The sequence below is a fragment of the Nonomuraea polychroma genome (assembly GCF_004011505.1).
GTDB lineage: Bacteria > Actinomycetota > Actinomycetes > Streptosporangiales > Streptosporangiaceae > Nonomuraea > Nonomuraea polychroma.
In genome coordinates, this window is sequence record NZ_SAUN01000001.1 from 11,169,687 (window position 1) to 11,192,247 (window position 22,561).

General features: G+C 69.1%; 23 protein-coding genes and 1 riboswitch. Of the genes, 10 read left to right on the plus strand and 13 right to left on the minus strand.

All coding sequences use genetic code 11. The features are described from left to right. Positions 1-95: 95 nt before the first annotated feature. Genes EDD27_RS52150 through EDD27_RS52160 form a run of 3 tightly spaced genes read right to left on the minus strand, consistent with a single transcriptional unit; the run spans position 96 to position 1,955 of the window. On the minus strand, positions 96-917 hold the full coding sequence (locus EDD27_RS52150) for a universal stress protein (RefSeq protein WP_127940086.1): 822 nt from the start codon (positions 915-917) through the stop codon (positions 96-98). Positions 918-961: 44 nt separating this feature from the next. Beyond that, positions 962-1,315 carry a hypothetical protein gene (locus EDD27_RS52155; RefSeq protein WP_241564720.1) on the minus strand — a complete coding sequence of 118 codons (354 nt, stop codon included), beginning with the start codon at positions 1,313-1,315 and terminating at the stop codon, positions 962-964. Between the two features lie 37 nt (positions 1,316-1,352). Then, the gene (locus EDD27_RS52160; RefSeq protein ID WP_164904163.1) at positions 1,353-1,955 is read right to left on the minus strand and encodes a class I SAM-dependent DNA methyltransferase; all 603 of its coding nucleotides are present in this window, start codon (positions 1,953-1,955) and stop codon (positions 1,353-1,355) included. Between the two features lie 51 nt (positions 1,956-2,006). Next, positions 2,007-2,119: riboswitch (TPP riboswitch) on the plus strand. Between EDD27_RS52160 and thiC the strand changes: the two genes are divergently transcribed. Then, positions 2,112-3,704: a phosphomethylpyrimidine synthase ThiC gene (gene thiC / locus EDD27_RS52165; RefSeq protein ID WP_127940088.1), complete on the plus strand. Its 1,593-nt coding sequence runs from the start codon at positions 2,112-2,114 to the stop codon at positions 3,702-3,704. Its footprint overlaps the riboswitch before it by 8 nt. Here thiC and EDD27_RS52170 read toward each other — a convergent pair. From EDD27_RS52170 to EDD27_RS52185, 4 genes are all read right to left on the minus strand, one after another. Beyond that, the gene (locus tag EDD27_RS52170; protein WP_127940089.1) at positions 3,653-4,504 is read right to left on the minus strand and encodes an SDR family oxidoreductase; all 852 of its coding nucleotides are present in this window, start codon (positions 4,502-4,504) and stop codon (positions 3,653-3,655) included. The two genes, thiC and EDD27_RS52170, sit on opposite strands and share 52 nt — an antisense overlap. Positions 4,505-4,534: 30 nt before the next feature. Beyond that, the gene (locus EDD27_RS52175) at positions 4,535-5,074 is read right to left on the minus strand and encodes an HdeD family acid-resistance protein (RefSeq protein WP_127940090.1); all 540 of its coding nucleotides are present in this window, start codon (positions 5,072-5,074) and stop codon (positions 4,535-4,537) included. Positions 5,075-5,175: 101 nt separating this feature from the next. Beyond that, the gene (locus tag EDD27_RS52180; RefSeq protein WP_127940091.1) at positions 5,176-6,012 is read right to left on the minus strand and encodes an SCO6745 family protein; all 837 of its coding nucleotides are present in this window, start codon (positions 6,010-6,012) and stop codon (positions 5,176-5,178) included. Between the two features lie 8 nt (positions 6,013-6,020). Beyond that, on the minus strand, positions 6,021-6,806 hold the full coding sequence (locus tag EDD27_RS52185) for an SDR family oxidoreductase (RefSeq protein ID WP_127940092.1): 786 nt from the start codon (positions 6,804-6,806) through the stop codon (positions 6,021-6,023). Between the two features lie 296 nt (positions 6,807-7,102). Here EDD27_RS52185 and EDD27_RS52190 point away from each other — a divergent pair, with 296 nt between their 5' ends. The 5 genes from EDD27_RS52190 to EDD27_RS52210 are packed head-to-tail and all read left to right on the plus strand — an operon-like array spanning position 7,103 to position 10,950. Continuing rightward, positions 7,103-7,456, plus strand: coding sequence for a hypothetical protein (locus EDD27_RS52190; protein WP_127940093.1), 354 nt, complete (start codon positions 7,103-7,105; stop codon positions 7,454-7,456). Between the two features lie 12 nt (positions 7,457-7,468). Beyond that, positions 7,469-8,851, plus strand: a complete 1,383-nt coding sequence (locus tag EDD27_RS52195; protein WP_206642045.1) for a sensor histidine kinase — start codon at positions 7,469-7,471, stop codon at positions 8,849-8,851. Next, positions 8,848-9,510, plus strand: coding sequence for a response regulator transcription factor (locus EDD27_RS52200; protein WP_127940094.1), 663 nt, complete (start codon positions 8,848-8,850; stop codon positions 9,508-9,510). Before EDD27_RS52195 ends, EDD27_RS52200 begins: the two co-directional genes overlap by 4 nt. Positions 9,511-9,547: 37 nt before the next feature. Then, entirely contained in the window at positions 9,548-10,138 is a 591-nt protein-coding gene (locus tag EDD27_RS52205; RefSeq protein ID WP_127940095.1) for a DUF4956 domain-containing protein, read from the plus strand. Continuing rightward, on the plus strand, positions 10,135-10,950 hold the full coding sequence (locus EDD27_RS52210; protein ID WP_127940096.1) for a polyphosphate polymerase domain-containing protein: 816 nt from the start codon (positions 10,135-10,137) through the stop codon (positions 10,948-10,950). The genes EDD27_RS52205 and EDD27_RS52210 overlap by 4 nt, the downstream gene beginning before the upstream one ends. A gap of 13 nt (positions 10,951-10,963) precedes the next feature. On the opposite strand, the gene EDD27_RS52215 is transcribed toward EDD27_RS52210, so the two are convergent. The 6 genes from EDD27_RS52215 to EDD27_RS52240 all read right to left on the minus strand — a co-directional run bounded on the left by EDD27_RS52215 (position 10,964) and on the right by EDD27_RS52240 (position 18,053). Further along, entirely contained in the window at positions 10,964-12,187 is a 1,224-nt protein-coding gene (locus EDD27_RS52215) for an acyl-CoA dehydrogenase family protein (protein ID WP_127940097.1), read from the minus strand. A gap of 18 nt (positions 12,188-12,205) precedes the next feature. Next, positions 12,206-13,210, minus strand: a complete 1,005-nt coding sequence (locus EDD27_RS52220) for an acyltransferase family protein (protein ID WP_127940098.1) — start codon at positions 13,208-13,210, stop codon at positions 12,206-12,208. Between the two features lie 124 nt (positions 13,211-13,334). After that, positions 13,335-15,248 (minus strand): DUF6807 family protein, encoded by a 1,914-nt coding sequence (locus EDD27_RS58500; protein ID WP_127940099.1) that lies wholly within the window; start codon positions 15,246-15,248, stop codon positions 13,335-13,337. Further along, positions 15,245-16,297: a mandelate racemase/muconate lactonizing enzyme family protein gene (locus EDD27_RS52230; RefSeq protein WP_127940100.1), complete on the minus strand. Its 1,053-nt coding sequence runs from the start codon at positions 16,295-16,297 to the stop codon at positions 15,245-15,247. Before EDD27_RS52230 ends, EDD27_RS58500 begins: the two co-directional genes overlap by 4 nt. After that, positions 16,294-17,166, minus strand: a complete 873-nt coding sequence (locus EDD27_RS52235) for a 5-dehydro-4-deoxyglucarate dehydratase (protein WP_127940101.1) — start codon at positions 17,164-17,166, stop codon at positions 16,294-16,296. The genes EDD27_RS52230 and EDD27_RS52235 overlap by 4 nt, the downstream gene beginning before the upstream one ends. Next, positions 17,163-18,053, minus strand: a complete 891-nt coding sequence (locus EDD27_RS52240; RefSeq protein ID WP_127940102.1) for an NAD-dependent epimerase/dehydratase family protein — start codon at positions 18,051-18,053, stop codon at positions 17,163-17,165. Before EDD27_RS52240 ends, EDD27_RS52235 begins: the two co-directional genes overlap by 4 nt. Before the next feature lie 192 nt (positions 18,054-18,245). Between EDD27_RS52240 and EDD27_RS52245 the strand changes: the two genes are divergently transcribed. The 4 genes from EDD27_RS52245 to EDD27_RS52260 all read left to right on the plus strand — a co-directional run bounded on the left by EDD27_RS52245 (position 18,246) and on the right by EDD27_RS52260 (position 22,553). Continuing rightward, positions 18,246-19,199, plus strand: coding sequence for a LacI family DNA-binding transcriptional regulator (locus EDD27_RS52245; protein WP_127940103.1), 954 nt, complete (start codon positions 18,246-18,248; stop codon positions 19,197-19,199). A gap of 196 nt (positions 19,200-19,395) precedes the next feature. Next, positions 19,396-20,358 (plus strand): carbohydrate ABC transporter permease, encoded by a 963-nt coding sequence (locus EDD27_RS52250; RefSeq protein WP_127940104.1) that lies wholly within the window; start codon positions 19,396-19,398, stop codon positions 20,356-20,358. Continuing rightward, positions 20,342-21,208 carry a carbohydrate ABC transporter permease gene (locus EDD27_RS52255; protein WP_127940105.1) on the plus strand — a complete coding sequence of 289 codons (867 nt, stop codon included), beginning with the start codon at positions 20,342-20,344 and terminating at the stop codon, positions 21,206-21,208. The genes EDD27_RS52250 and EDD27_RS52255 overlap by 17 nt, the downstream gene beginning before the upstream one ends. 55 nt (positions 21,209-21,263) lie before the next feature. Further along, entirely contained in the window at positions 21,264-22,553 is a 1,290-nt protein-coding gene (locus EDD27_RS52260; RefSeq protein ID WP_127940106.1) for an extracellular solute-binding protein, read from the plus strand. The last annotated feature ends 8 nt before the right edge of the window (positions 22,554-22,561 follow it).

Below are 22,561 nucleotides of genomic sequence, written 5' to 3' on the forward strand. Positions count from 1 at the left end.
TGATCGTAAGAGCGCGGCTTGGAGACGGGAAGGCGGCGGCCCGGGCACTGGGACGCGACCTGCGGCGATACGCGATCCGGGATGTAACTTTCAGATCAAGGGCGGACGATGGCGAGCGGGCCCGGCGCGTGGTGGAGCAGGGCCTGGCTGATCGAACCCATGATCATCCCGGTCAGTTGACCGTGTCCGCGCGACCCCACGACCAGCAGGTCGGCCCGCGTCGCGGCTTCCTTGAGCACCTCGATGGGGTGCCCGTGGATGACCTCGGCCACCACGTCGATCCCCGGATGGTGTGCCCGGCCGTCGGCCACCAGCTCCTGCAGGGCGCGGAGGGCATCTTGCTCGCCGTCGGGGTCGGCCGGTTCGAAGCCGCTGGGGTGCGGCCAGGCCCACGCCTGTACGGCATGTACCCGTGAACCGTGCAACTCTGCCTCGGCGAGGGCGAAGTCGAGCGCGCGCAGGCCGCCGGGTGAGCCGTCCACCCCGGCCACCACCTCCCTGCGGGCCGGCCGGGGAACGTCCCGGATGAGAACCACGTTCGTACGGGCGTGCGCGGCCACTCCGTGCGCGACGGAGCCGACCAGCAGCCCGCGTACGCCACCGATCCCGCGGCTGCCCACGACCAGCAGCTCGGCGCTCTCGGAGGCGTCGATCAATGTGGTACGGGGATCGCCGGGCAGCAGCTCGGTGGCCACATCGACCTCCGGATGCTCGCGGCGTACCCGGTCTTCGGCCGCTGCGAGCACTGTCATGGCGCCCTCGCGCATCCACCGGCCGACCTCGGCATAGTGGCCGCTGGGCGTGTCTTCGGCCACCCATTTCGACACGGCATGAGCGATGACGAGCGACGTGCGGCGAAGGGCGGCCTCGGTGGCGGCCCACGCGGCGGCCTCCAGCCCGGTGCGTGAACCGTCCACCCCAACGATGATCACGACGACGGCCTTTCAGGATCTTCTAGGGTCTAGGAGAACGCGTAGCACTCCACCTCGGCCCGGCGGAAGGACACGCCCTGTTCCGTGGAGTCCTCGGTGCACTGGCGCTCGGCCTTGCTGAGCCTCAGCGTGCCGCAGACGGTCACGCCGGAGAACGTGCGGCAGTCGAGCGACCTGTCGGTTTTGCCGATCCGGTACCGTGCCTTGACCTCCTCGCGGCACTGCGTCCGCGCCCGTGCCGTATTGGCGTACTGGCACTGGGCGATCAGGGTCTGGTACTGCTCTTGACTGACTTCGTGCTGGTCGATGCCGTCCCCGGCAGCGCTGGTCCCTCCCAACGCGGCCACCACCACGAGTCCTGCGACAGCGGCTATTTTCTTCATAGTCCCCCTGAGGGGGTGGTACCGCCGAGGGCGATCGTCAAACCTCACGGCGGCGCGCCAGCACGCTGAGCCAGGTGCGGTTCCACGTGCTCATCTCCTGCTCCAGGACCTCGAACCCGGCCGATTCCAGCGTCGCGAGCAGCGTATCGGGGTGGCGGTGGACGAACCACCGGAAGACCTCGGTGTCGTACGGAACCGGCTCCCAGCCCTCCCCGTCGCCGGCCGAGGTGCTCAGGCCCAGCACGCCACCCGGCCGCAGCGTCGCCCACCAGGCGCGCAACGTCGGCTCGGTCTCCTCGGCGGGCACGTGGAGCAGCGCGGCGGAGGACCACAGGCCGGCCAGCGAGCCGGGGGCGAGCGGCGGCCTGCGCAGGTCGCCTCGCACGGTCGGCACTCCGCGGGCGGCGGCCAGCCTGGTCATCTCGATCGAGCGGTCGACTCCGATGACCGGCAGCCCCTGCTCTTGGAACCAGGCCGCGTCATGCCCGGGACCGCACCCGAGATCGGTCACCAAGCCCCGCGCCGCGTCGGCGAATCGCTGGCGGAAGGCCAGGAAGCCGTCGCTGCGGCTGGCGCGCGCGTCGAAATCACGTGCGATGCGGTCGTAGGTCGCTGTGGTGCGCGAAACGGGATCATCCATTACCTCGATCATGCCAGGTTTGGCGCGGCTTAACAGGTGGGTACGATCAACGCCGTCCAACGCGGGAGCCCGGTGCTGACCGGGCTGAGAGGACGGCTGACAGCCGCCGACCGCCAGAACCTGCTCCGGATAATGCCGGCGAAGGGAGTTTGCGCGATGAATGGCGCGCGTTTTTCCAAGATTTACACCGGTGACCTCCGCGTGCCGATGCGTCAGGTGCACCTTTCCAACGGTTCGACCGTGACCCTGTACGACACGTCGGGCCCGTACACCGACCCCGCCCTCGAGACCGACGTCCGGCGCGGGCTGCCCCGTCTGCGCGAGCAGTGGGTACGCGAGCGCCGCGCAGCCGGCCACCCCGTCACCCAGGTCGCCTGCGCGCGGAAGGGCCTGATCACCAAGGAAATGGAGTTCGTGGCCGTCCGCGAGGGACTCGACGCCGAGTTCGTACGCCAGGAGGTCGCGGCCGGCCGGGCCATCATCCCCGCCAACGTCAACCACCCCGAGTCCGAACCCATGATCATCGGCCGCAACTTCCTCGTGAAGATCAACGCCAACATCGGCAACTCCGCCGTGACGTCCTCCATCGAGGAGGAGGTCGAGAAGATGACCTGGGCCACCCGGTGGGGCGCGGACACGATCATGGACTTGTCCACCGGCCCGGACATCCACGAGACCCGCGAGTGGATCATCCGCAACTCGCCGGTGCCGGTCGGCACCGTGCCCATTTACCAGGCGCTGGAGAAGGTCAAGGGCCGTCCGGAGGATCTGTCCTGGGAGGTCTACCGGGACACGCTCATCGAGCAGTGCGAGCAGGGCGTGGACTATGTGACCGTGCACGCCGGGGTGCGGCTCGAACACGTGCCGCTCACCGTCCGCCGTAAGACCGGCATCGTCTCGCGCGGCGGCTCCATCATGGCCGCGTGGTGCCTGGCGCACCACCGTGAGAGCTTCCTGTACGAGTACTTCGCCGAGATGTGCGAGATCCTGGCGCGTTATGACGTGTCGTTCTCGCTGGGCGACGGGCTGCGGCCAGGTTCGATCGCGGACGCCAACGACGAGGCCCAGTTCGCCGAGTTGCGCACGCTCGGCGAGCTGACGACGATCGCGCGGGAGCACGACGTCCAGGTCATGATCGAGGGCCCGGGACACGTGCCCATGCACAAGATCAAGGAGAACGTCGACCTGCAGCGCGAGCTCTGCGACGACGCTCCCTTCTACACCCTCGGGCCGTTGGTCACCGACATCGCGCCGGGCTACGACCACATCACCTCCGGCATCGGCGCCGCCATGATCGGCTGGTTCGGCACCGCCATGCTCTGCTACGTCACCCCCAAGGAGCACCTCGGCCTGCCGGACAAGGACGACGTCAAGACCGGCGTGATCACGTACAAGATCGCCGCCCACGCGGCGGACCTGGCCAAGGGGCACCCGCGGGCGCAGGAGTGGGACGACGCGCTGTCGGACGCGCGGTTCGAGTTCCGCTGGGAGGACCAGTTCGACCTGTCACTCGATCCCGAGACCGCCCGCGCCTTCCACGACGAGACCCTGCCTGCGGCGCCGGCCAAGACCGCGCACTTCTGCTCGATGTGCGGGCCCAAGTTCTGCTCCATGCGGATCAGCCACGACATTCGCGAGGCCGGCTTCGCGGAGAAGGCGGCGGAGTTCCGGCAGCGCGGCGGCACGGTCTACATCGATCAGCCCGGCAGGGTCTCGCCGCCGACGGGGGCCAGCACCTCGCCCGTGTAGTACGACGAAAGCCGTTCGGCGGCGAAGAAGACGTACGAGGGGGCGATCTCGTCCGGATCGGCGGGTCGCCCCATCGGCACGTGCTTGCCGAACTTCTCCACCTTCTCCTCCGGCATCGTGGCCGGGATCAGCGGCGTCCACACTGGCCCCGGCGCCACGGCGTTGACCCGGATGCCCCGCTCGACCAGGCTCTGTGCCATGGAGTAGGTGAAGGCGTTGATCGCGCCCTTGGTGGCCGCGTAGTCGATGAGCGACTTGTTGCCGCGCAGGCCGTTGATCGAGGAGGTGTTCACGATCGCGCTTCCCTCGCGCAGGTGGGGGAGCGCGGCCTTGGTGACGCGGTAGTAGCTGTGGATGTTGACCGCGAACGTACGCTCCCACTGCTCGTCGGTCAGCTCCTCCAGGCTGTTCACCGGTGCCTGGTAGGCCACGTTGTTGACGAGCACGTCCAGCCCGCCGAGCTCGGAGACCGCCTGCTCGACGACGGCGCCGCAGTGGGCGCGGTCACCCAGGTCGCCGGGCAGCAGCACGCAGCGCCGCCCGGTCTCCTCGACCAGCTTGCGGGTGTGCGCGGCGTCCTCGTGCTCGGTCAGGTACGCGATCGCGACATCGGCCCCTTCCTTGGCGAAGGCGACCGCGACCGCCCTGCCGATCCCCGAGTCGCCCCCGGTGATGAGCGCCTTCTTGTCCTTGAGGAGGTCCCGGCCCTCGTAGTCGCGCATCTCGTCACGCGGCTCGGGGACCATCTCGCCCGTGCGCCCGGGGTACGGCTGGCTCTGAGGTGGTGTCGTTTCCGGCATGCCCAGCCGTCTTCCCTGGTCGGGGGATGCCTAACGCCCCACCTCCCGCAGCTTGCGTACGCGCAGGCTGAGGATGATCAGCATGATCCCGGCCACGATGGCGTAGATCCCGATGATCAGCGCCACGGTGATCGCCCCGGTCGCCGGCCAGACCAGCACCAGCACGCCGAACAGCACTGACAACACGCCCGCGAGGACGTGCAGCCACTCGCCCTGGATCTCCCTGCGCATCCTGATCGCCGTCATGATCTCCATGACGCCGGTCACGATGGCCCAGATCCCGATCAGCAACGTGACGACCAGCACGGTCAGTCCCGGCCAGACGATGCACATGATGCCGAACAGCAGCCCGGCGACGGCGAGCAAGATCAGCGGAGCCCGGTGCCCCTTGGCCGCGCGGGTGGCGGCCACCGCCGCCAGGGCGCCGTCGACGATCGCGTAGGCGCCGAACACGACGGCGAGGACCAGCAGCGTGATGGCGGGCCAGGCCACGGCCATGATCCCGAAGAGGAGGGCGAGCACGCCGCGCAGGGTGAGCACCCACCAATGGCCGAGATAGTCATCGATCACGGTTGCGTTCCTTCCCGGAGCGGGGCCTCATATGCGGCGTCACTCCATGGGGACGTCGCTCGCGGTCCACATCGGACGTCCGTATCCCGGGTTGCGCCAGGTCATCTGCCGAGGCTCAGCAGGCCGGCGTCGACGACCCGGCGGCCGAAGGGGCGCGCGAGTTCGGCCAGGCGCTCGCAACCGTCCTCGCCCAGTGCCCCGTACGCGGCCATGGCCAGGGCGTCCGTGCGGTCCTCGAGGTGGCGGCGCAGCGCATGCCCCGCCGTGCTCAGGGCTCCCGCCTCCATGAGCCCGCGGTCCTGGAGGCGCGCCTCCGCGGCCGTCCACTCCTCCTCCGGCCAGGCGCGGCTGATCTTGAGGAACGCGACAGGGACCTCGCCGCCGGCGGCATGGAGAGCCAGGGCTTCGAGGCCGGTGAGGCCTTCGGCGAGCAGGGTGGCCACATGGCCGTCCCCGCGGAACTCGCGGAGCAGGGTCTGAGCATGCCAGAGCTGCTGGAGCGGGTCGTCCGGCCAGGGCAGCGCGGCGTGGGCGGCGAAGAGCGGGCGACCCTGGGGATGGTCGCAGGCGGCCATGGCGGCGCGGCGGGCCAGGTCGAGGGTCTCGGCCAGGTGCGGGAGCTCGTGGACGCCCGCCCGGCGCAGGGCTTCGGCAGCGGCTTCCACCCGGGCCTCGAGCATCTGCTCCGGCGTCACCACGTCCCAGGCGGCGGGCAGGGACCGGCGTACGAGATCGGGGCAGAAGTTGTAGAAGGTGGCGATGACCAGGTCGGCGGAGGCGCGGCCGAAGGCGGCGCCGCGCGAGGCGAAATATCCCGACATGCCGGTGAGGCCGAGCTTGGCGTAGCGGTCGGCGGCCTCGGGAACGAAGTAGATCATGCCGTGCAGCGGCTCCAGGCGACGCCAGGCCCGGCGGGCCGCGACCGTGCCGGCGTTCATGCCTGCGTTCATGCCTGCGTCAGGGAGTCGATGAAGCGCGACATCCCGGCCAGCCATCGGTCCGGATCCTCCGCCTTGCGGCGGGCGAACTCCGCCACCTCCGGATGCGGGAAGATGTGGAACCGCTCGGCCGCCAAGCCCTCGACGACCGCGGTGGCCACGTCGGCCGGGTCGAGGATCGTGCCCGACGCGCCTACCGCGCGGGCGGTCAGGTGGTCCTCCTCCTGGCCGCGCTCGTACATGGCCGTCCGCACGCCCTGCGGGCACAACACGCTGACCTTGATCCCCCGGGAGGCGTAGTGCATGGCGACCCACTCGGCGAACGCGATCGCCGCCGCCTTCGTGACCGCGTACGGGGCGTCGCCGGGGCAGCTCACCAGGCCGGCCGCGGAGCAGGTGTTGAGGAGGTAGCCGCCGCCGCGGGCGATCATGGAGGGCACGGCGGCGCGGGCGGCGTACACGTGGGCCAGGACGTTGACCGCGTACAGGCTGCTCCACTCCTGGTCGGGGGCGTCCAGGCCGTGGCCGCCGATGATGCCGGCGTTGGAGCAGAACAGGTCGACGGGGCCGAACGGGGTGTCCACCAGGGCGGCGACGTCCGCCTCCGACGCCACGTCCACCCGTACGGGCACCGCTCGCTCGCCGATCTCCTTGGCCACCGCGTTGGCGCCCGCCTCGTCGAGGTCGGCGACCACCACCCCGGCCGCGCCCTCCGCGGCGAACCGCAGGGCCAGCGCCCGGCCGATCCCGCCCGCCGCGCCCGTGACCACGACGACCTTGTCCCGCACCTGCATCGCTGCTCCTCCTGAACCGACCGGTCGGTATGCAGAACATCATTCTAACGCGTCGAGAGCGCCTGAACGGCGCTAGAGGCCACGCCCGTCCGAGGGCGCCTGAACGGCGCGAGAGGCCACGCCCGTCCGAGGGCGCCTGAACGGCGCGAGAGGCCAGGCGCGTCCGGGGGCGCCTGAGCGGCGCGAGAGGCCACGGCACCGGAGTGGGAGGCCAGGTGCGGGGAGGTGTGATCAGATGAGAGGTTTCTCATCTGGGCTTCAGCGTGGTCTCCTCGAAGGGTGTCAAGGTCGACAGCATGAAACAGCGGGCAATGGTGATGCTGTTCGGGCTGGGTGTAGCGGTGGCCGGGTTCCTGTCGGTGGGCCTGGTCAATGCCGCCGATCGAGGGTCTGATCTGGGCGAACCCGTCGTGGTCTCGCCGTCCCCTTCGGCCTCGGCCGCGGCCTCGCCTGATCGAAGTCAGTCCCCGTCGCCTGACCGGAGCCAGTCGGGCGACGCGGCCGGTACGCCCCAGAAGACCGAGAGCAAGCGGCCCACCCCGCGCAAGACCAAGGCCGAGCCGGTCAAACCGCCGTCCCCCAGGCCCGGCGGTGTCGGTGATGATGACGACGACGATGATGACGGCGGAGACGATGACGACGACGACTGATGGGAAAGCCGCATGCGAGTGAGCGCCCGTGCCCGGATCGTGGGCTGGATGCTCGCCGTCGTCGGCCTCGCCCTGTCAGTCTCGATCTTCGCGACCTGGACTTTCCTGCAGACCGGCTTCGACAGCCGGGTGGAGCACGAGCTCGAGAACGAGGTCGAGAAGCTGCGGAAGTACGGGGACAACAACCGTTCCGTCACGGACGTCGAGGTCCTGCTCGAGGGGTACCTCGCGATCAACTCGCCGGACCGTTACGAGACGTTCTTCAGCATCGTCGACGGCCAGCCCCACAGGGTCACCGCGATCCCGCCGCCTGTGCGCCTCGACACTGACGGCGAGCTGGTGGCGCGGCTGGCCACGGCCACCAGGACGGTCAGCGGCGATGTCGAAACCGACGGGGGAAGAGTCCGATACGCGGTCATCCCGGTCAAGATGACCGCCGACCCACGCCCCGCCCACTTCGTGGTGGCGATCTTCTACGACATGCACCGTAATGAGATCGTGGAGGCGGTGCGGGTGCTCGGGCTCTCCGCGCTGGCCGCGATGGCGTTGGCGGGGGCGGCCGGATGGTTCGTGGCCGGGCGGGTGCTCGCGCCGGTCCGGCTGGTCAGCCAGACGGCCGAGCAGATCAGCGACTCCTCCGACCTGACCCGCCGGCTGGACGTGCCGGGGGACGATGACGTGGCCGCGCTCGCCGGCACCTTCAACCACATGCTCGACCGGCTGGAACGTGCCTTCTTGGTGCAGCGGAACTTCCTGGACGACGCCGGGCACGAGCTGCGTACGCCGATCACGGTCATCCGCGGCCACCTGGAGCTCATGGGCGACGACCCGGCCGACCGCGCCGAGACGCTCGCCCTGGTCACCGACGAGCTGGAACGGATGAACCGCATCGTCGACGACCTCCTCACGCTGGCCAAGTCCGAGCAGCCGGGGTTCCTGTCCCTGGACACCGTCGAGCTGGCCGACCTCACGGTCAGCGTGGTGGCCAAGGCGCGGGCACTCGGCGAGCGGAAGTGGCGGGTGGACGAGGTGGCCGAGGCCCGCGTGCCGGCCGACCGCCAGCGGCTCACCCAGGCGCTCATGCAGCTGGCGGCCAACGCTTTCCGGCACACGAAGGACGGCGACCTGATCGCCGTCGGATCGGCCGTCCGGGACGGCCGGGTCGACCTGTGGGTACGCGACAGCGGCCCCGGGGTGGCGCTCGCGGATCGGGAGCGCATCTTCAGCCGGTTCGCCCGCGGAGCGGGCCGCACCGGTGCCCACGACGGGGCCGGACTCGGCCTGGCCATCGTCAGATCGATCGCCGAGGCCCATGGGGGCCTGGTGCAGGTGACCGAGTCCCCGGGCGGCGGCGCCTGCTTTGTCATTTCCATCCCGCTGTGGGAGGTCCGGTGAACCGCATTCTGATTGCCGAGGACGAGGCCAGGATCGCCTCCTTCGTGGAGAAGGGGCTGCGGGCCAACGGGTTCGTGACCGCCGTGGTGGGGGACGGGCTCGCGGCGTACGACCTGGCCTGCGCGGGCGGGTTCGACCTGCTCATCCTGGACATCGGGTTGCCGCTGAGCGATGGCTTCACGGTGTTGCGGCGGTTGCGGGAGTCCAAGGTGACCATCCCGGTGATCATCCTGACCGCGCGCGACAGCGTGACCGACACCGTGGCGGGGCTGGAGGGCGGCGCGGACGACTACATCGCCAAGCCCTTCGCCTTCGAGGAGCTGCTGGCCCGGGTACGGCTGCGGTTGCGGGCGGACCGTACGCCCGAGGTCACCGTGCTCCGCGTGTCGGATTTGTCGCTGGATCTGCGGACCAGGCGTGCTTATGTCGGGGATCGGGCGGTAGACCTGTCCACCCGGGAGTTCGCGCTGGCGGAGATCTTCTGCCGGCACCCTGACCAGGTGCTGACCCGGGAACAGCTGCTGAGCCACGTGTGGGGGTTCGACTTCGACCCGGGTTCGAACGTCGTCGACGTGTACGTCCGGTACCTGCGCCGCAAGATCGGTGCGGACCGGATCGAGACCGTGCGCGGCACCGGATACCGCATGAGAGTCGCCTAATCATCGCCTCACGCTCGCTTCACCGCACTCCTCCAGGATGTTCATCAACAGGACAAAAGGAGGAACGACCGTGTTCACCGGACTGGCGATGGACCTCGTGGCGATCGTTTTGCTCGCCTACGGCATCTACTACAGGCGCCACCACAGGCGCGATCTGCTTTTCGCCTACGTCGCGCTGAACGTGGGCATCTTCGCGGTGGTGTCGCTGCTGCTGGTCCAGCGGGTCGACATCGCCGTCGGATTCGGGTTGTTCGGGCTGTTGTCGATCATCCGGCTGCGCTCCAGCGAGATCACCCAGCAGGAGATCGCCTATTACTTCGTCGCGATCGTGCTGGGACTGGTCAACGGGATCGCGGCGGCGATGCCGCTGACGGCTCTCACCCTGAACGGGGTGCTGCTCGCGGTGATGTACGTCGCCGACCACCGCGGGCTGCTCGGCCGCACCCGCCAGCAGCTCGTGACGCTGGACGTCGTGCACGCGGATCCGGAGCTGCTCAAAGCCGACCTGGAGAGCCGGCTGCGGGCCCGGGTGCTGCAGGCCATGGTCACGCAGGTGGACTACGTACGAGACGTGACCGTCGTGGACGTGCGCTACGTGGTGCCGGACATGAAGGCGAGCGTGCGGTGAACGCGGACGTGGTGCTCGCCGGGGTCGCCGCGGGGGCGGCGCCGATCGAGCTCGAGGACGTGCCGGAGCTGATGAGCCGGGTGGACTCCAAGTACATCGTGCCGGCCGCGACCATGGTCAGGCTTGCCGCCGAGCTGGGTGACCAGTTCGGGGTGTTGCGGATCGGCGGGCGGCGGCAGTTCCGCTACACCTCGACGTACTTCGACACGCCGGACCTGCTCACGTTCCGGCAGCATCGCCAGGACCGGCGCCGCCGGTTCAAGCTCCGGACGCGGACGTACCTGGACGGGGGCGGCCGATGGCTGGAGCTCAAGCTCAGCGGGGCGCGCGGCAGCACCGACAAACACCGCATCCCCTATGACGACGCGCCGGCGCACGCGCTCACCGCGGAAGCGCTGGACTTCGTGAGCGACACGCTGGTGCGTGAGCTCCGCCTGACCATGCCGCGCCCGCTGGTCCCGGTCCTGTCCACCGACTACAAGAGGGTGACCCTGGTCGACCGGGCAGGAAAGGCCCGGCTCACCTGCGACACCGGCCTGGTCTGCCGCGGTGCGGGGCGGCTCGTGCCCGCCTACCGGGACCTGGTCCTGCTGGAGTCGAAGTCCGCGGACGGAAAGGCGACGGTCGATCGGGTGTTGCGGGGGATGGGGGTGCGGCCGGTGAGCGTGAGCAAATACTGCCTCGCCGTCGCCGCCCTCCGCGACCGCCGGGCCAACCGGTGGCGACCGGTGTTGCACCGCTACCTCGAGCCCGAGCCGCCGGTTCAGACCGAGATGGCGACTGTGCCCCTCGCCTGCCTCTCTTCGAGGTAGCTGATGGCCTCGGCTACAGGGGCAGCCCGCCCGTGGCGGCGTTCGTGGAGCCGGTCGCCTGGTACGCGGCGATCGTGCGCTCGGCGATGCGCATCTGGTGGATCTCGTCGGCCCCGTCGGCGAAGCGTGCCCAGCGAGCGTGCTGGAACATGCTCGCCAGCGGTGTGTCCGTCGAATATCCCAGCGCCCCGTGCACCTGGATCGCCCGGTCCACGATCCGGTTGAGGCTGTTCGCCACGAAATGTTTGGCCATCGACACTTCGGTACGGAAGTCCTCACCCTTGTCGATCTTGGAGGCGGCGTGCAGCACCATCAGCTTGCACTGGTACAACTCCATGGTCGAGTCGGCGATCATCCACTGGATGCCCTGCTTCTCGGCCAGCAGCGAACCGTGGCTGAAGCGGTTGAGCGCGCGGTCCACCATCATGTCCAGCGCGGTCTCCGCCTGCGAGATCCATCGCATGCAGTGCGCGAGCCTGGCCGGGCCGAGGCGGTACTGGCCCAGGCGGTGGCCGTTGCCCCGCCCGCCGAGGATCTGGTCGTCCGGCACGCGCAGGTCCTCGATCAGGATCTCGCTGTGGCCGGTCGAGCCGTGCATGGTCTCGACCTCGCGTACGTCGTTCCAGCCCGGGCTGGGCAGGTCCACCAGGAACGCGGTGGTGGCGCCGCGCGAGCCCTCGGGAACGTCCGGCTCGGTCCTGGCGATGAGGATGGCGAAGTTGGCGCGCCGGGCATTGGAGATGAACCATTTGTGGCCGTTGATCAGCCATTCGTCGCCGTCCCGCACGGCTTCGGTGCGGATCAGGGTGGGGTCGGAGCCGGCCACCTCGGGCTCGGTCATCGCGAAGCAGGACATCTGCGTGCCCTCCAGCAGCGGGCGCAGATACTTCTCCTTCTGCTCGTCCGTCGCCCAGTGCAGCAGCGTGTGCATGTTGCCCTCGTCGGGGGCCATGCAGTTCAGCACCCACGGGCCGACGCGGGTCTTGGCCGCCTCCGACTGCACCATGGCCAGCTCCACGTGCCCCAGCCCCATGCCGCCCCACTCCTTCGGCATGTGCGGCAACCACAGTCCCTCGGCCTTCGCCTGTGAGCGCAGCCGGACGAGGGTCCGCAGGTAGGTCTCGCGGTCGTCCTCCTTCACCTCCTCCAGCGCGGGGACGACCGTGCCATGGATGAAGGTGCGGACCCGCCGGCGGATCTCCTCGTGTTCGGGAGCGAGGGTGAAATCGATGGCCATTTCACCGAAAGTACTCTCCTAGCTGGGTTTGCGCAGCGGAGTGAAGACCCAGGACATGCGCGGCTCGACCGCCCAGTGGAAGAGCTTGCGAACCGGCGGCGTGCACAGCACGGTGGCCGCGACCAGGCCGAGCCCGATCGACAGCGGAAGGCCCAGGTCGAACCGCTCGGCGACCTTGACGACGAAACCGTGCAGGAGGTACGCGTACATGGTGGTCGCGCCCAGCCCGCTGAACCACGTGCGCCGGGCCGGCGTCACCGCCAGGAACGCCGCCACCAGCACCGCCCCCGCCACCAGCAGCCCCAGCCTGATGGCCGTCCCGGTGAGATCGTCCACGCCGATCTCCGTGTTCGACAGCCGCCACCTGATCCACTCCGTCGGCACGGCCTCGTGCACGAGCAGCGCCGTCGCCAGCCCCAAGCCCAGCACGCAGGCCCCGGCCAGCCTCATGTACGGCCTGCGCAGCCACTGGAAGTGCTCTGGCTTCAGCATCAGCCCCAGCACGTAGAAGGGCAGCAGCCCGAACGTGCGGTTCATGGACAACTCGTCCGGCAGCTTGCTCATCCCGGTCACCAGCGACAACACGAGGGCCACCAGCAGCGGCCACCTGAGCTGCTGCCACACCGGCGTGGACAGCCGCCACAGGAACAACGACATCAGGAACCAGGTCAGGTAGTACGGCTCCAGCAGACTCAGCTCGAACTTCCCGTAGAGAACCAGCCGGGGCAGCGAGTACGCCAGCTCGAAGACCAGGTACGGCACCGCCAGCGTGGAGATCAACTTGCGGGCCTTGCCCGCCCCGAACGTGAACTTCCGCGACAGATAGCCGGTGAGCACGATGAACAGCGGCATGTGGAAGACGTACACGTAGAAGTAGAGCGCATGCGCGATGGGCGCGTCCCGCTGGTCCTCGATGAGGTGCCCGCACACGACGAGCACGATGGCCAGGTATTTGGCGTTGTCGAAGAACGGGTCCCTGGCGGTGACGGTGACAGGCACTGCGGTAACGGTGGTGCTGCTCACAGGCCCACCTTCGGCGGGCCTGTGAGCAGCAGTGCTACTGCTGTGTCTAATGGTTCGCTCGCTCCGCTCCCTCACGAGCACCGCACCCTAGCCACCGCCCGCCGAACCGCCAGGAAACCGCGGGTTAAACCTGGGCGGCCAGTTCGGCGGCCTGGGAGTGGTCGAGCCGCCCGTCCGCGACGATCGTGACGACCCGCCTGGTCAGCGTGTCCTCGACGACCAGCGGCCGGTCCCACGCCAACGCCTGGCCGACGCCCGGATACTCCTCGACCCGCACGAACCAGGCGTCGCCGTCGTCCTGGACGAACACCAGAGTCCAGTCCCGCCCTTCCGGGTCCGTCCCGGACATGGCGATCCACCGGTCCCGGCTGCCGTGCACGGCCTGCTCGTCCCCGGGCAGAGTCGTCCAGGCGGTGGAGGTCCCGGGCGCACGCCAGAAGAAGCCGCCGTAACCCGCGCCCACCCGGCCCTTGGTGGCGGAACTGTTGATCTCCACGGGCGCGCCGGTGAGGTTGGTGAGCGTGAACGTGAAGTCCAGAGCCCACGCCTCGCCGACCGGCCGCGCGACCACCGTCCGCTCCTCACGTGCCATGAGCCGCCCATCCGGGCCGATCCACTCCAGCTCCTCGACGAAACCGTCGTCGTCGAGCCGCGAGAACGCCCGGTGCCGCTGACTGCCGTGATCGCCGAGCCAGGCCGGTCCCTGGTCCTTGACGTAGGTGCGGCCGCCCCAGAAGTTCGCCCCGCCCAGGTCGGAGATCGCCACGCCGACCCCGAGATGGTGCACATGGTCCTCGGGCCGGACCTGGGTGACCTCGACGCCGCCCAGCGTCCGCACCCCGTGCAGGTACGGGCGCGGCGAGTCCGTGGCGGGGAGGTCGGGCTCCAGCTCGTAGTCGGCCACCGGCGTGCCGGAGACCAGGAGCCGCACCTTCGTCCACGGCGCGTCCAGCTCCGAGTAGAGGGCCAGCTCGTCCGCGCTGCGCGCCGTCAGGTCCGCGACGCCGGGCAGGAACCGGTACGTGACCTCCCCCGAGCCGGGGTCCCGCTCGACGATCTGGTGCCGCTCGGGGATCGGCAGCGGCTCGGGCGCCAGCCGCACCGCGTCGAGCACCTGCGTGAACGTCTCGGTCCGCGCGAGCGGCACCAGCAGGTCCGCGCCCGTGCGGACGTGGTCGATGAGGTTCTCCAGCAGGTCGGTGCGCTCGTACACGGTCGTCGTGACCGACCCGTCCGCGTGCTCGATCCTGAGCTGGTCCTGGGTGTAGACAAGGGTGGCGCGGCCCTGGTCGCCGTGCACGACCAGGTACGGCTCGTGCCGCTCGGGTGCGCACAACGTCACCGCGACCGTGATCACGAGACCGTCGTCCATCCGGATCCGCACGCACGACGTGTCGTCCGACTCGATCGGGTGGGCGTGGAAGAGCTCGGTCTCGATCTCCGTGATCGACCCGTCCACCAGCGCCAGGGCGGTCGCCACGGCGTGCGCGAACGGGTTGGTCAGCGCGCCGTCCACCACGTCGACGCCGTTCAGGCGGCGCTTGCCCGCCCAGGCCGAGCGGGTGAAGTAGGACGAATGGCGTTCCCAAGCACCGGCCCCGCCGATGCCGCGCACCTGCCCGAGAGCGCCGCTCGCGATCAGCTCACGCATCGCGGGAACGGCCGCCGACCCGAGCGACTGGAACCCGACCTGGCAGACCCGCCCCGTCTCCGCCACGGCGGCGGCGATCCGCCGCTGTTCCGCAGGACTGGGGGCGGGCGGCTTCTCCAGCAGCACGTGGGAGCCCGCGTGCAGGGCGGTCACCGCGAGGTCGGCGTGTGTGTGGATGGGCGTGCAGATGATCGTGATCTCCGCGCCGGTCTTCTCGATCAGCGCCCCCAGATCGGGCGACTGCAGGGGCGAGCCGAAGTCGACCTCCACGGGCCGCACGTCGCAGATCCCGGCCAGCTCGACCAGCCCCTGGTGGCCGAGCCTGCGCAGGTTGCGGAGATGGTGCTGCCCGTGCCCGTTGGCCCCCGCCAGAACGACCCTCATCATGCCCACCTCAGCCCCAGCCCCGCGTGCTCGCCCACCCGCAGCACGCCGTCCGACACGATCACGGGATACGGCTCCGCCAGCAGCCCGAGCGCGGCGAACGACGCGTCCTCCACGTCCTCCGCCATGATCGGCAGTGGCAGCGCCAGCGCCAGCTGCCCGGACACGTCCGGCAGCAGGTGCGGGTAGACGGGCACGTCGAACGTCCTGGCCAGCTCCACGATCCGCAGGAACGGCGTGATGCCGCCGACCCGCACCACGTTCGGCTGCACGACGTCGCAGGCGCCGGCCGTCAGCAGGTCGCGGAAGCCGTACGTCGTGTAGACGTTCTCGCCCACCGCGACCGGCACGTCGATGGAGCGGCGCAGCTCCACGTGCGCGGCCACGTCGTCGGCCGGCAGCGGCTCCTCGATCCAGTGCAGGTCGAACTCGCGCAGCGCGGCCAGAGCCCGCCGGGCCCGGTGCAGGTCCCAGCGCTGGTTGGCGTCGATCATCAGCAGCCGGTCAGGCCCGAGCACCTCGCGGACCGCGGCCACCCGCGCCACGTCCTCGGCCAGGTCGGGACGGCCCACCTTGATCTTGACGCCCTGGTGCCCGGCCGCCGTCCACCGCCTGACCTGCTCGAGGAGCTCCTCCAGCGAGTAGTGCAGGTTGACGCCGCTGCCGTACACCGGGACCTCGTCGCGCCGCCGGCCCAGCACGTCGGCCAGGCCCGCGTCGCCGCAGCGCAGATCCCACAGCGCCAGGTCGATCCCGGCCAGCGCGATCGTGGTGATCCCGCCGGGTCCCGCCTCGCGCAGGTGCCGCCAGAGCCGGTCCCACACGGTCTCGGGGTGCGCGGGCAGCCCGATCAGCGCCTCCCGCAGGTCGTGGTCGAGCAGCGCCCGCACGGCGTGCGCGCCGATCTGCGGCGTCCACGAGAACCCCGTACCGGTGCGCCCGTCCTTCAGTGTGACGTGCGTGACGATCACGTGGTTGGCGGGCACGTCCGCGCCCCACGGCCGGGGCAGCGGAGCGGTACGCAGTTCGGTGCGCAGGTCCGCGATGGTCATGAGGTCGCCAGCTCCAGCCCCGTCTTGATCAGCGTCTCCAGCTCCTGCAGGTGCTCGGGCGTCACGTCCACCAGCGGCGGGCGGACCGCGCCCACGTCCAGGCCGCGCAGCCGTACCCCGGCCTTGACCAGGGAGACCGGGTAGCCGGGGACCTTGCCGCGCAGCCGCACGAGCGGGGCGTAGAACTCCGTCAGCAAGCGCTCGTCACCGTTCAGGTACGCCAGCGCGATCTCCGGCGCGAACGCGAACACCGCGCTGGAGTAAAGCTCCACGCCGATGCCCCGGTAGGCGGGCATGGTCAGCTCGGCCGTCGGCAGCCCGTTGAAGAACAGGAAGTCCGGGTACGTCTCCCGGATCGCCAGCACGGTCCGCTGCATCCTGTCGATGTCGCCGAGGCCGTCCTTGAGCCCGATCACCCCGGGGATCCCGGCCAGCTCCACTGCCGCGTCCGGCTCCAGCACCACCGTGCCGCGCTGGTAGACGATCACCGGCAGCTCCGCGGCCACCGCCTCCACGTACGCCTTGAACCCGTGCCCGGGCCCCTGCGCCAGGTAAGGCGGCATGAGCAGCAACCCGTCGGCCCCGGCCTCCCGCGCGGCCCGCGCCTGGGCCAACGCCGCGCCGAGCGGCCCGCCCGCCCCCGCGAACAGCGGCACGCGCCCGCCCACGTCCTCGGCCGCCACCCGCACCGCACGGGCGTGCTCCGCCTCGGACAATGCGGAGAACTCACCGGTGCCGCAGGCCACGAACACCCCGCCGGGACCATGCTCCATACCCTGCCGGATGTGCTCGGCCAGCACCTGCTCGGCGAGAGTGCCATCGGCGGCGAACGGCGTCACGGGAAAGAACAGCACACCACTGAGGTTCATAGAGATTCCTTGAGTTCGGTACGCCAACAACGCTTCGCCTGCCAGCCGAGAAGCCGCTCCGCCTTGCTGGTCGAGAAGGCCGGGGAGGTCCCGGTGAGGCCCGCCGCGAACGGCTCCGTGCCCGGGATGACCTGGGGGAGCAGCTCGGCCAGCGGTTTCCTGGCCAGCGCGTCCGCGGCGCCGACGAAGAACACCTCGCCGTTCGGCAGCTCGGGCAGCGCCTCGATCAGCACGCCCACCATTTCCGAGGCGTCCCGGGCGTCGACATAGTTGAACAGCGACACGCCGCCCAGGTCCGGCCGGTCCAGCCGCTCGTTGACGGTGTGCCCGGACTGCGTGGGCGCGCCCGCCCACTCCTCCGGAGGGATGACGAAACACGGCCTGATCGCGGCCAGCTTCGTCGTCCCGGCCTCGGCGAACGCCTTCATGGTCTGCTCGGCCGCCACCTTGGACAGGTTGTAGGCGTTCCACGGCCGCACCGGGTGGTCTTCGTCGATCGGCAGGTACGCCGGCGCCCATCCGCCTGGCGCGCCGTACCCGATCACGGTCGGACTGCTGGCCACCACGACGTTCCGGACCCCCAGGGCCACCGACGCCTCACAGACGTTGAACGCCAGCTGCGTGTTCACCCGGTAGATCACCGACTCAGGCCGGCTGAACGGCGTGGCGATGGCGGCCAAATGGATCACCGACTCCGGGCGGAATCTGGCGATCACTTCGAACGCCTCTCCCGTGTCCGTGAGGTCGGCAGGTAGGGTGGCCGCGGCCTCCACTGGCGTGCCTGGGGCGCTGTCCACGCCGATGACCTCGTGCCCGGCCGCCGCGAGCGTGCTGACCACGCTGCGGCCGAGGCGTCCTGCGCTTCCGGTGACGAGGACTCTGCTCACCGTGAGGGGCTCCTTCAAGACTGCAAACAGTTGCACTAAACCTTTGTGTCACCGGACCCGGGGCGTCAAGAGGTGATTTCATTCCCCTAGCGCCACCTGGGGGTTCCCGGCGGGTTTCGGTATGGGGTACACCGGCAAGCGCTTTCATCGTAGCCAAGGTCCCTGCAAGCGGTTGCGTTAGGGTGTGCGATTGTGACAGTGACGATTCGTGATGTGGCCCGGGCGTCCGGCGTGCACGTGTCCACCGTGTCGCGGACGTTCTCCGCGCCGCACATGGTGAACGCCGCCACCCGCACCAGGGTGCTGACGGTGGCCGAGGAGCTGGGATACCGTCCGAACCGGGCGGCGCGGGCGCTCACGACCGGCCGCACGCACAACCTCGGGTTGATCGTGGCCGACATCGCCAACCCGTTCTTCCCTCCCTTGATCAAGGCGGCTCACGCCGCCGCGCGGCAGCGTGACTACCACCTGTTCGTGGCCGACACCGATGAGGAGCCGGCCGCCGAGGAGGAGCTGGTGCAGGCCTTCTCCAAACAGGTGGACGGCCTGGTGTTGTGCAGCCCCCGTTCCTCCAACAAGGTGCTCGAGCGGCTGGCCGAGCGGGTGCCGTTCGTGGTGATCAACCGGCGGCTGCGCGGCGCCGCCACCGTGCTGATGGACGTCGGCCACGGGGCCAAGCTCGCGGTCGAGCACCTCGCCGGGCTCGGGCACCGTCGCGTGGCGCTGGTGTCGGGGCCGGCCGGCTCGTGGACGAGCGCGGAGATCCGGACGGCCGCCGAGCAGGTGGCCGGCATCGAGCTCGTCGTGATCGGCCCCAACCCGCCGACCGAGCGCGGCGGATTCGCCATCGCCAAGCGGGTGCGGGACGCCGAGGTGACCGGCGTGCTCGCCTACAACGACCTGGTGGCGATCGGTCTCATCGAGGGGCTCTGCGAGCTCGGACTGAGCGTTCCTGAGGACGTCAGCGTCGTGGGGATCGACGACATCGTGCCAGGGCGGCTCAACCGGCCCAAGCTCACCACGGTGGCCATGCCCACGGCGGCTGCCGGGCGGCTCGCGGTGGACCTGCTCATCCAGGAGGTGAGCGCCACCACATCGCTGGAGACGCGCCTGGTCATCAGGGACTCCACCGCAGCGCCACGATAGCCCGCCTGCTGCAACCGGTTGTACTATCCGAGACCCGAATTCATCTGACTTCTCTAGCGGGCAAGTCTGTCACCTGGGAAAACGCCGTGGCGATATATCGGTAACGGCTATGTAACGTCTGCAAAGGGTTGACGTAACTTTCCCGGCGGCTATAGGAAAGCGCTATCCATTCACATATCGCCGGAAGGTCCGTGTGATGACTGACGTTTCGGTGGCGGTGAAGCCCCGGGGAGCGGCGACCCAGCCCGCACGCGGCGGTCACCGCTCCACAAAACGTTCCCGCCGAGAGGCGCGGGCCGCCTATCTGTTCTTGGCGCCCTGGTTCGTCGGCCTGCTCGTCATCACGATCGGCCCGATCTTCGCCTCCCTCTACCTCTCCTTCACCGACTACAGCCTCCTGGAGGAGGCGAAGTGGGTCGGATTCGACAACTACATCACGATGTTCACCGAGGACCCGAGGTTCCTGTCCTCGCTGAAGGTGACCACGATCTACGTGGTCGTCTCGGTCCCGTTGCAACTGGCCTTCGCGCTCGCGCTGGCCCTGGTGCTCGATCGAGGGCTGCGCGGCCTGTCGATCTACCGCTCGATCTTCTACCTGCCCTCACTGCTGGGCGGCAGCGTCGCCATCGCGATTCTGTGGCGGAAGGTCTTCGGTGCGGAGGGCCTGGTCAACGCCGTGCTCTCGATCTTCGGCATCCAGGGCCCCGGCTGGGTGGGCGACCCCGACACCGCGCTGGGGACGCTGATCCTGCTTCACGTATGGACCTTCGGCGCGCCGATGATCATCTTCCTCGCCGGCTTGCGGCAGATCCCCAGCAGCTACTACGAGGCGGCCGCGGTGGACGGCGCGGGGGTGTGGCGGCAGTTCAAGTCGATCACGATTCCGCTGCTGACGCCGATCATCTTCTTCAACCTGGTGCTGGAGGTCATCAAGTCCTTCCAGTCGTTCACGCAGGCCTTCATCGTGAGCGGCGGCAAGGGAGGCCCGGCCGACTCGACGCTCTTCTACACGCTCTACCTCTACCTCAAGGGGTTCAAGAGCTACGAAATGGGCTACGCCGCAGCGATGGCCTGGGTCCTGCTGCTCATCATCGCCGGCTTGACCGCGGTGAACTTCCTCGCTTCCAAGTATTGGGTCTTCTATGGCGACACCAAGTAGGCCGATCCCGGTCCTGTTCCGGCCGCTCAAGGGCGGCCGGCTGGTCAAGCACACGCTGCTGATCGGCTTCGGCCTGGTCATGCTCTATCCGCTGCTCTGGATGATCTCCAGCTCCCTCAAGCCGGAAGAGCTCATCTTCCGGGAGCCCGGGCTGTGGCCGAGCCAGGTCACCTTGGAGAACTACACCCAGGGCTGGTACGCGCTGAAGCATCCCTTCGGCTACTACCTGTGGAACTCGGCGGTGGTCACGGCCCTGTCGGTGGTGGCGAACCTGGTGGCCTGCTCGCTGGCCGCCTACGCCTTCGCCCGGCTGAACTTCCCGCTGAAGAAGTTCTGGTTCGCGATCATGTTGGGCACGATCATGTTGCCGCACCACGTGGTGATCGTGCCGCAGTACATCATGTTCTCCGAGCTCGATCTGATCAACACGATCTGGCCGCTGGTCATGCCCAAGGTGCTGGCGACGGACGCGTTCTTCGTCTTCCTGATGGTCCAGTTCATCCGTACCCTGCCGAGGGAGCTCGACGAGGCAGCCGAGATCGACGGAGCGGGCTACTGGCGCATCTTCATCAGGGTCGTCATGCCGCTCTGCATGCCGGCTCTGGCGACGACCGCGATCTTCACCTTCATCTGGACGTGGAACGACTTCCTCAGCCAGCTGCTGTACCTCAACAACCCGGACAACTTCACCGTTCCGGTGGCACTGCGCACGTTCCTCGACGCCAGCAGCGACTCGTCATGGGGACCCATGTTCGCTATGTCGATCATCGCGCTGGGGCCGATCTTCGGCTTCTTCCTGGCCGGTCAGAAGTACCTGATCCGTGGTGTCGCCACCACGGGCCTGAAGTAGTACGCCTCCAAAATGAACACCCCCCAACTCGATAATCCCCCTAGGAGGTAGAGCCGTGAGCTCTGGCAAGAACATGTGGTCGGCGGCGCTGCTGGCCACCGCTGTGCTGGCGGTCACCGCGGCCTGCGGCAGCGGCAGCGGCAGCGGCGGCGAAGGTGCCGGCGGTAAGACTGTGCTGCGCTTCTCCTACTGGGGCAGCGACGCGCGGCAGAAGATGACCGAAGAGGCCATCAAGAAGTTCGAGGCCAAGAACCCGAACATCGACGTCCAGGGCGAGTTCTCGGACTGGGCGAGCTACTACGAGACGCTGTCCACGAAGGTCGCCGGCAACGACGCGCCCGACGTCATCACCATTGAGATCCGCGGCCTGCGCGAGTACGCCGACCGCGGCACGCTGGCCGACCTGGCCAGCAAGGTCAACACCGCCGACATCGACGCCAAGGTGCTGGGCACCGGCGCCATCGACGGCAAGCAGTACGCCATCCCCACCGGCGTCAACGCCTTCTCCCTGATGGTCAACCCGGGCCTGGTCGAGAGCAGCGGCGCGAAGCTGCCCGACGACACCAAGTGGACCTGGGAGGAGTACGTCGACCTGGCCTCCAAGATCTCCTCCGGCTCCGGCGGCAAGGTCACCGGAACGCAGCTGAGCTGGAACCCGGCGTACCTCCAGATCTATGCCGCGCAGAAGGGCGAGCCCTTCTACAACGGCAACAAGATCGGCATGTCCCCCCAGACGATCAAGGACTGGTGGGCCATCATGCAGAACCTGATCAAGACCAAGGGCGCCCCCGACGCCGCCAAGAGCACCGAGATCGGCGCGACCAGCATCGACCAGTCGCTCCTGGGCACCAACACCGGCGCGATGGGCATGTGGTGGAGCAACCAGCTCGGCGCGGCCTCCAAGGCGTCGGGGCAGCAGCTGGACCTGCTGCGGATGCCGAAGGCGGAGGGCGCCACGACCGGCGGCATGTTCCTGCAGCCGGCGATGTTCTACTCGGCCTCTTCCAAGTCGGAGCACGCGGCCGAGGCGGCGAAGTTCATCGACTTCATGATCAACGACCCGGAGGCGGGCCAGATCATCCTCAGCGACCGCGGTCTGCCGGCCAGCTCCAAGGTGCTGGCGGCGGTCAAGGACAAGCTGCCGGACGCGGACAAGAAGACGCTCGAGTTCCTCGACAAGATCAAGAGCGAGCTGTCCGACCCGCCGGCCGCGCCGCCGAAGGGCTCCAGCGCCATGGAAGACATCCTCACGCGTTACTCCGAGGAGGTCATGTTCGGCCGGATGACCCCTGACGACGCCGTTCAGAAGTTCATCACCGAGGCCAACGCCTCGATCGCAGGCTAAAAGGAGAG

Excerpts from the sequence above, each read along its gene's own strand:
- EDD27_RS52155 (WP_241564720.1), bottom strand. The coding sequence starts at position 1,315 with ATGAAGAAAATAGCCGCTGTCGCAGGACTCGTGGTGGTGGCCGCGTTG.
- EDD27_RS52160 (WP_164904163.1), bottom strand. The coding sequence starts at position 1,955 with ATGGATGATCCCGTTTCGCGCACCACAGCGACCTACGACCGCATCGCA.
- thiC (WP_127940088.1), top strand. The coding sequence starts at position 2,112 with ATGAATGGCGCGCGTTTTTCCAAGATTTACACCGGTGACCTCCGCGTG.
- EDD27_RS52170 (WP_127940089.1), bottom strand. The coding sequence starts at position 4,504 with ATGCCGGAAACGACACCACCTCAGAGCCAGCCGTACCCCGGGCGCACG.
- EDD27_RS52180 (WP_127940091.1), bottom strand. The coding sequence starts at position 6,012 with ATGAACGCCGGCACGGTCGCGGCCCGCCGGGCCTGGCGTCGCCTGGAG.
- EDD27_RS52185 (WP_127940092.1), bottom strand. The coding sequence starts at position 6,806 with ATGCAGGTGCGGGACAAGGTCGTCGTGGTCACGGGCGCGGCGGGCGGG.
- EDD27_RS52190 (WP_127940093.1), top strand. The coding sequence starts at position 7,103 with ATGAAACAGCGGGCAATGGTGATGCTGTTCGGGCTGGGTGTAGCGGTG.
- EDD27_RS52195 (WP_206642045.1), top strand. The coding sequence starts at position 7,469 with ATGCGAGTGAGCGCCCGTGCCCGGATCGTGGGCTGGATGCTCGCCGTC.
- EDD27_RS52205 (WP_127940095.1), top strand. The coding sequence starts at position 9,548 with ATGTTCATCAACAGGACAAAAGGAGGAACGACCGTGTTCACCGGACTG.
- EDD27_RS52215 (WP_127940097.1), bottom strand. The coding sequence starts at position 12,187 with ATGGCCATCGATTTCACCCTCGCTCCCGAACACGAGGAGATCCGCCGG.
- EDD27_RS58500 (WP_127940099.1), bottom strand. The coding sequence starts at position 15,248 with ATGATGAGGGTCGTTCTGGCGGGGGCCAACGGGCACGGGCAGCACCAT.
- EDD27_RS52230 (WP_127940100.1), bottom strand. The coding sequence starts at position 16,297 with ATGACCATCGCGGACCTGCGCACCGAACTGCGTACCGCTCCGCTGCCC.
- EDD27_RS52235 (WP_127940101.1), bottom strand. The coding sequence starts at position 17,166 with ATGAACCTCAGTGGTGTGCTGTTCTTTCCCGTGACGCCGTTCGCCGCC.
- EDD27_RS52250 (WP_127940104.1), top strand. The coding sequence starts at position 19,396 with ATGACTGACGTTTCGGTGGCGGTGAAGCCCCGGGGAGCGGCGACCCAG.
- EDD27_RS52255 (WP_127940105.1), top strand. The coding sequence starts at position 20,342 with ATGGCGACACCAAGTAGGCCGATCCCGGTCCTGTTCCGGCCGCTCAAG.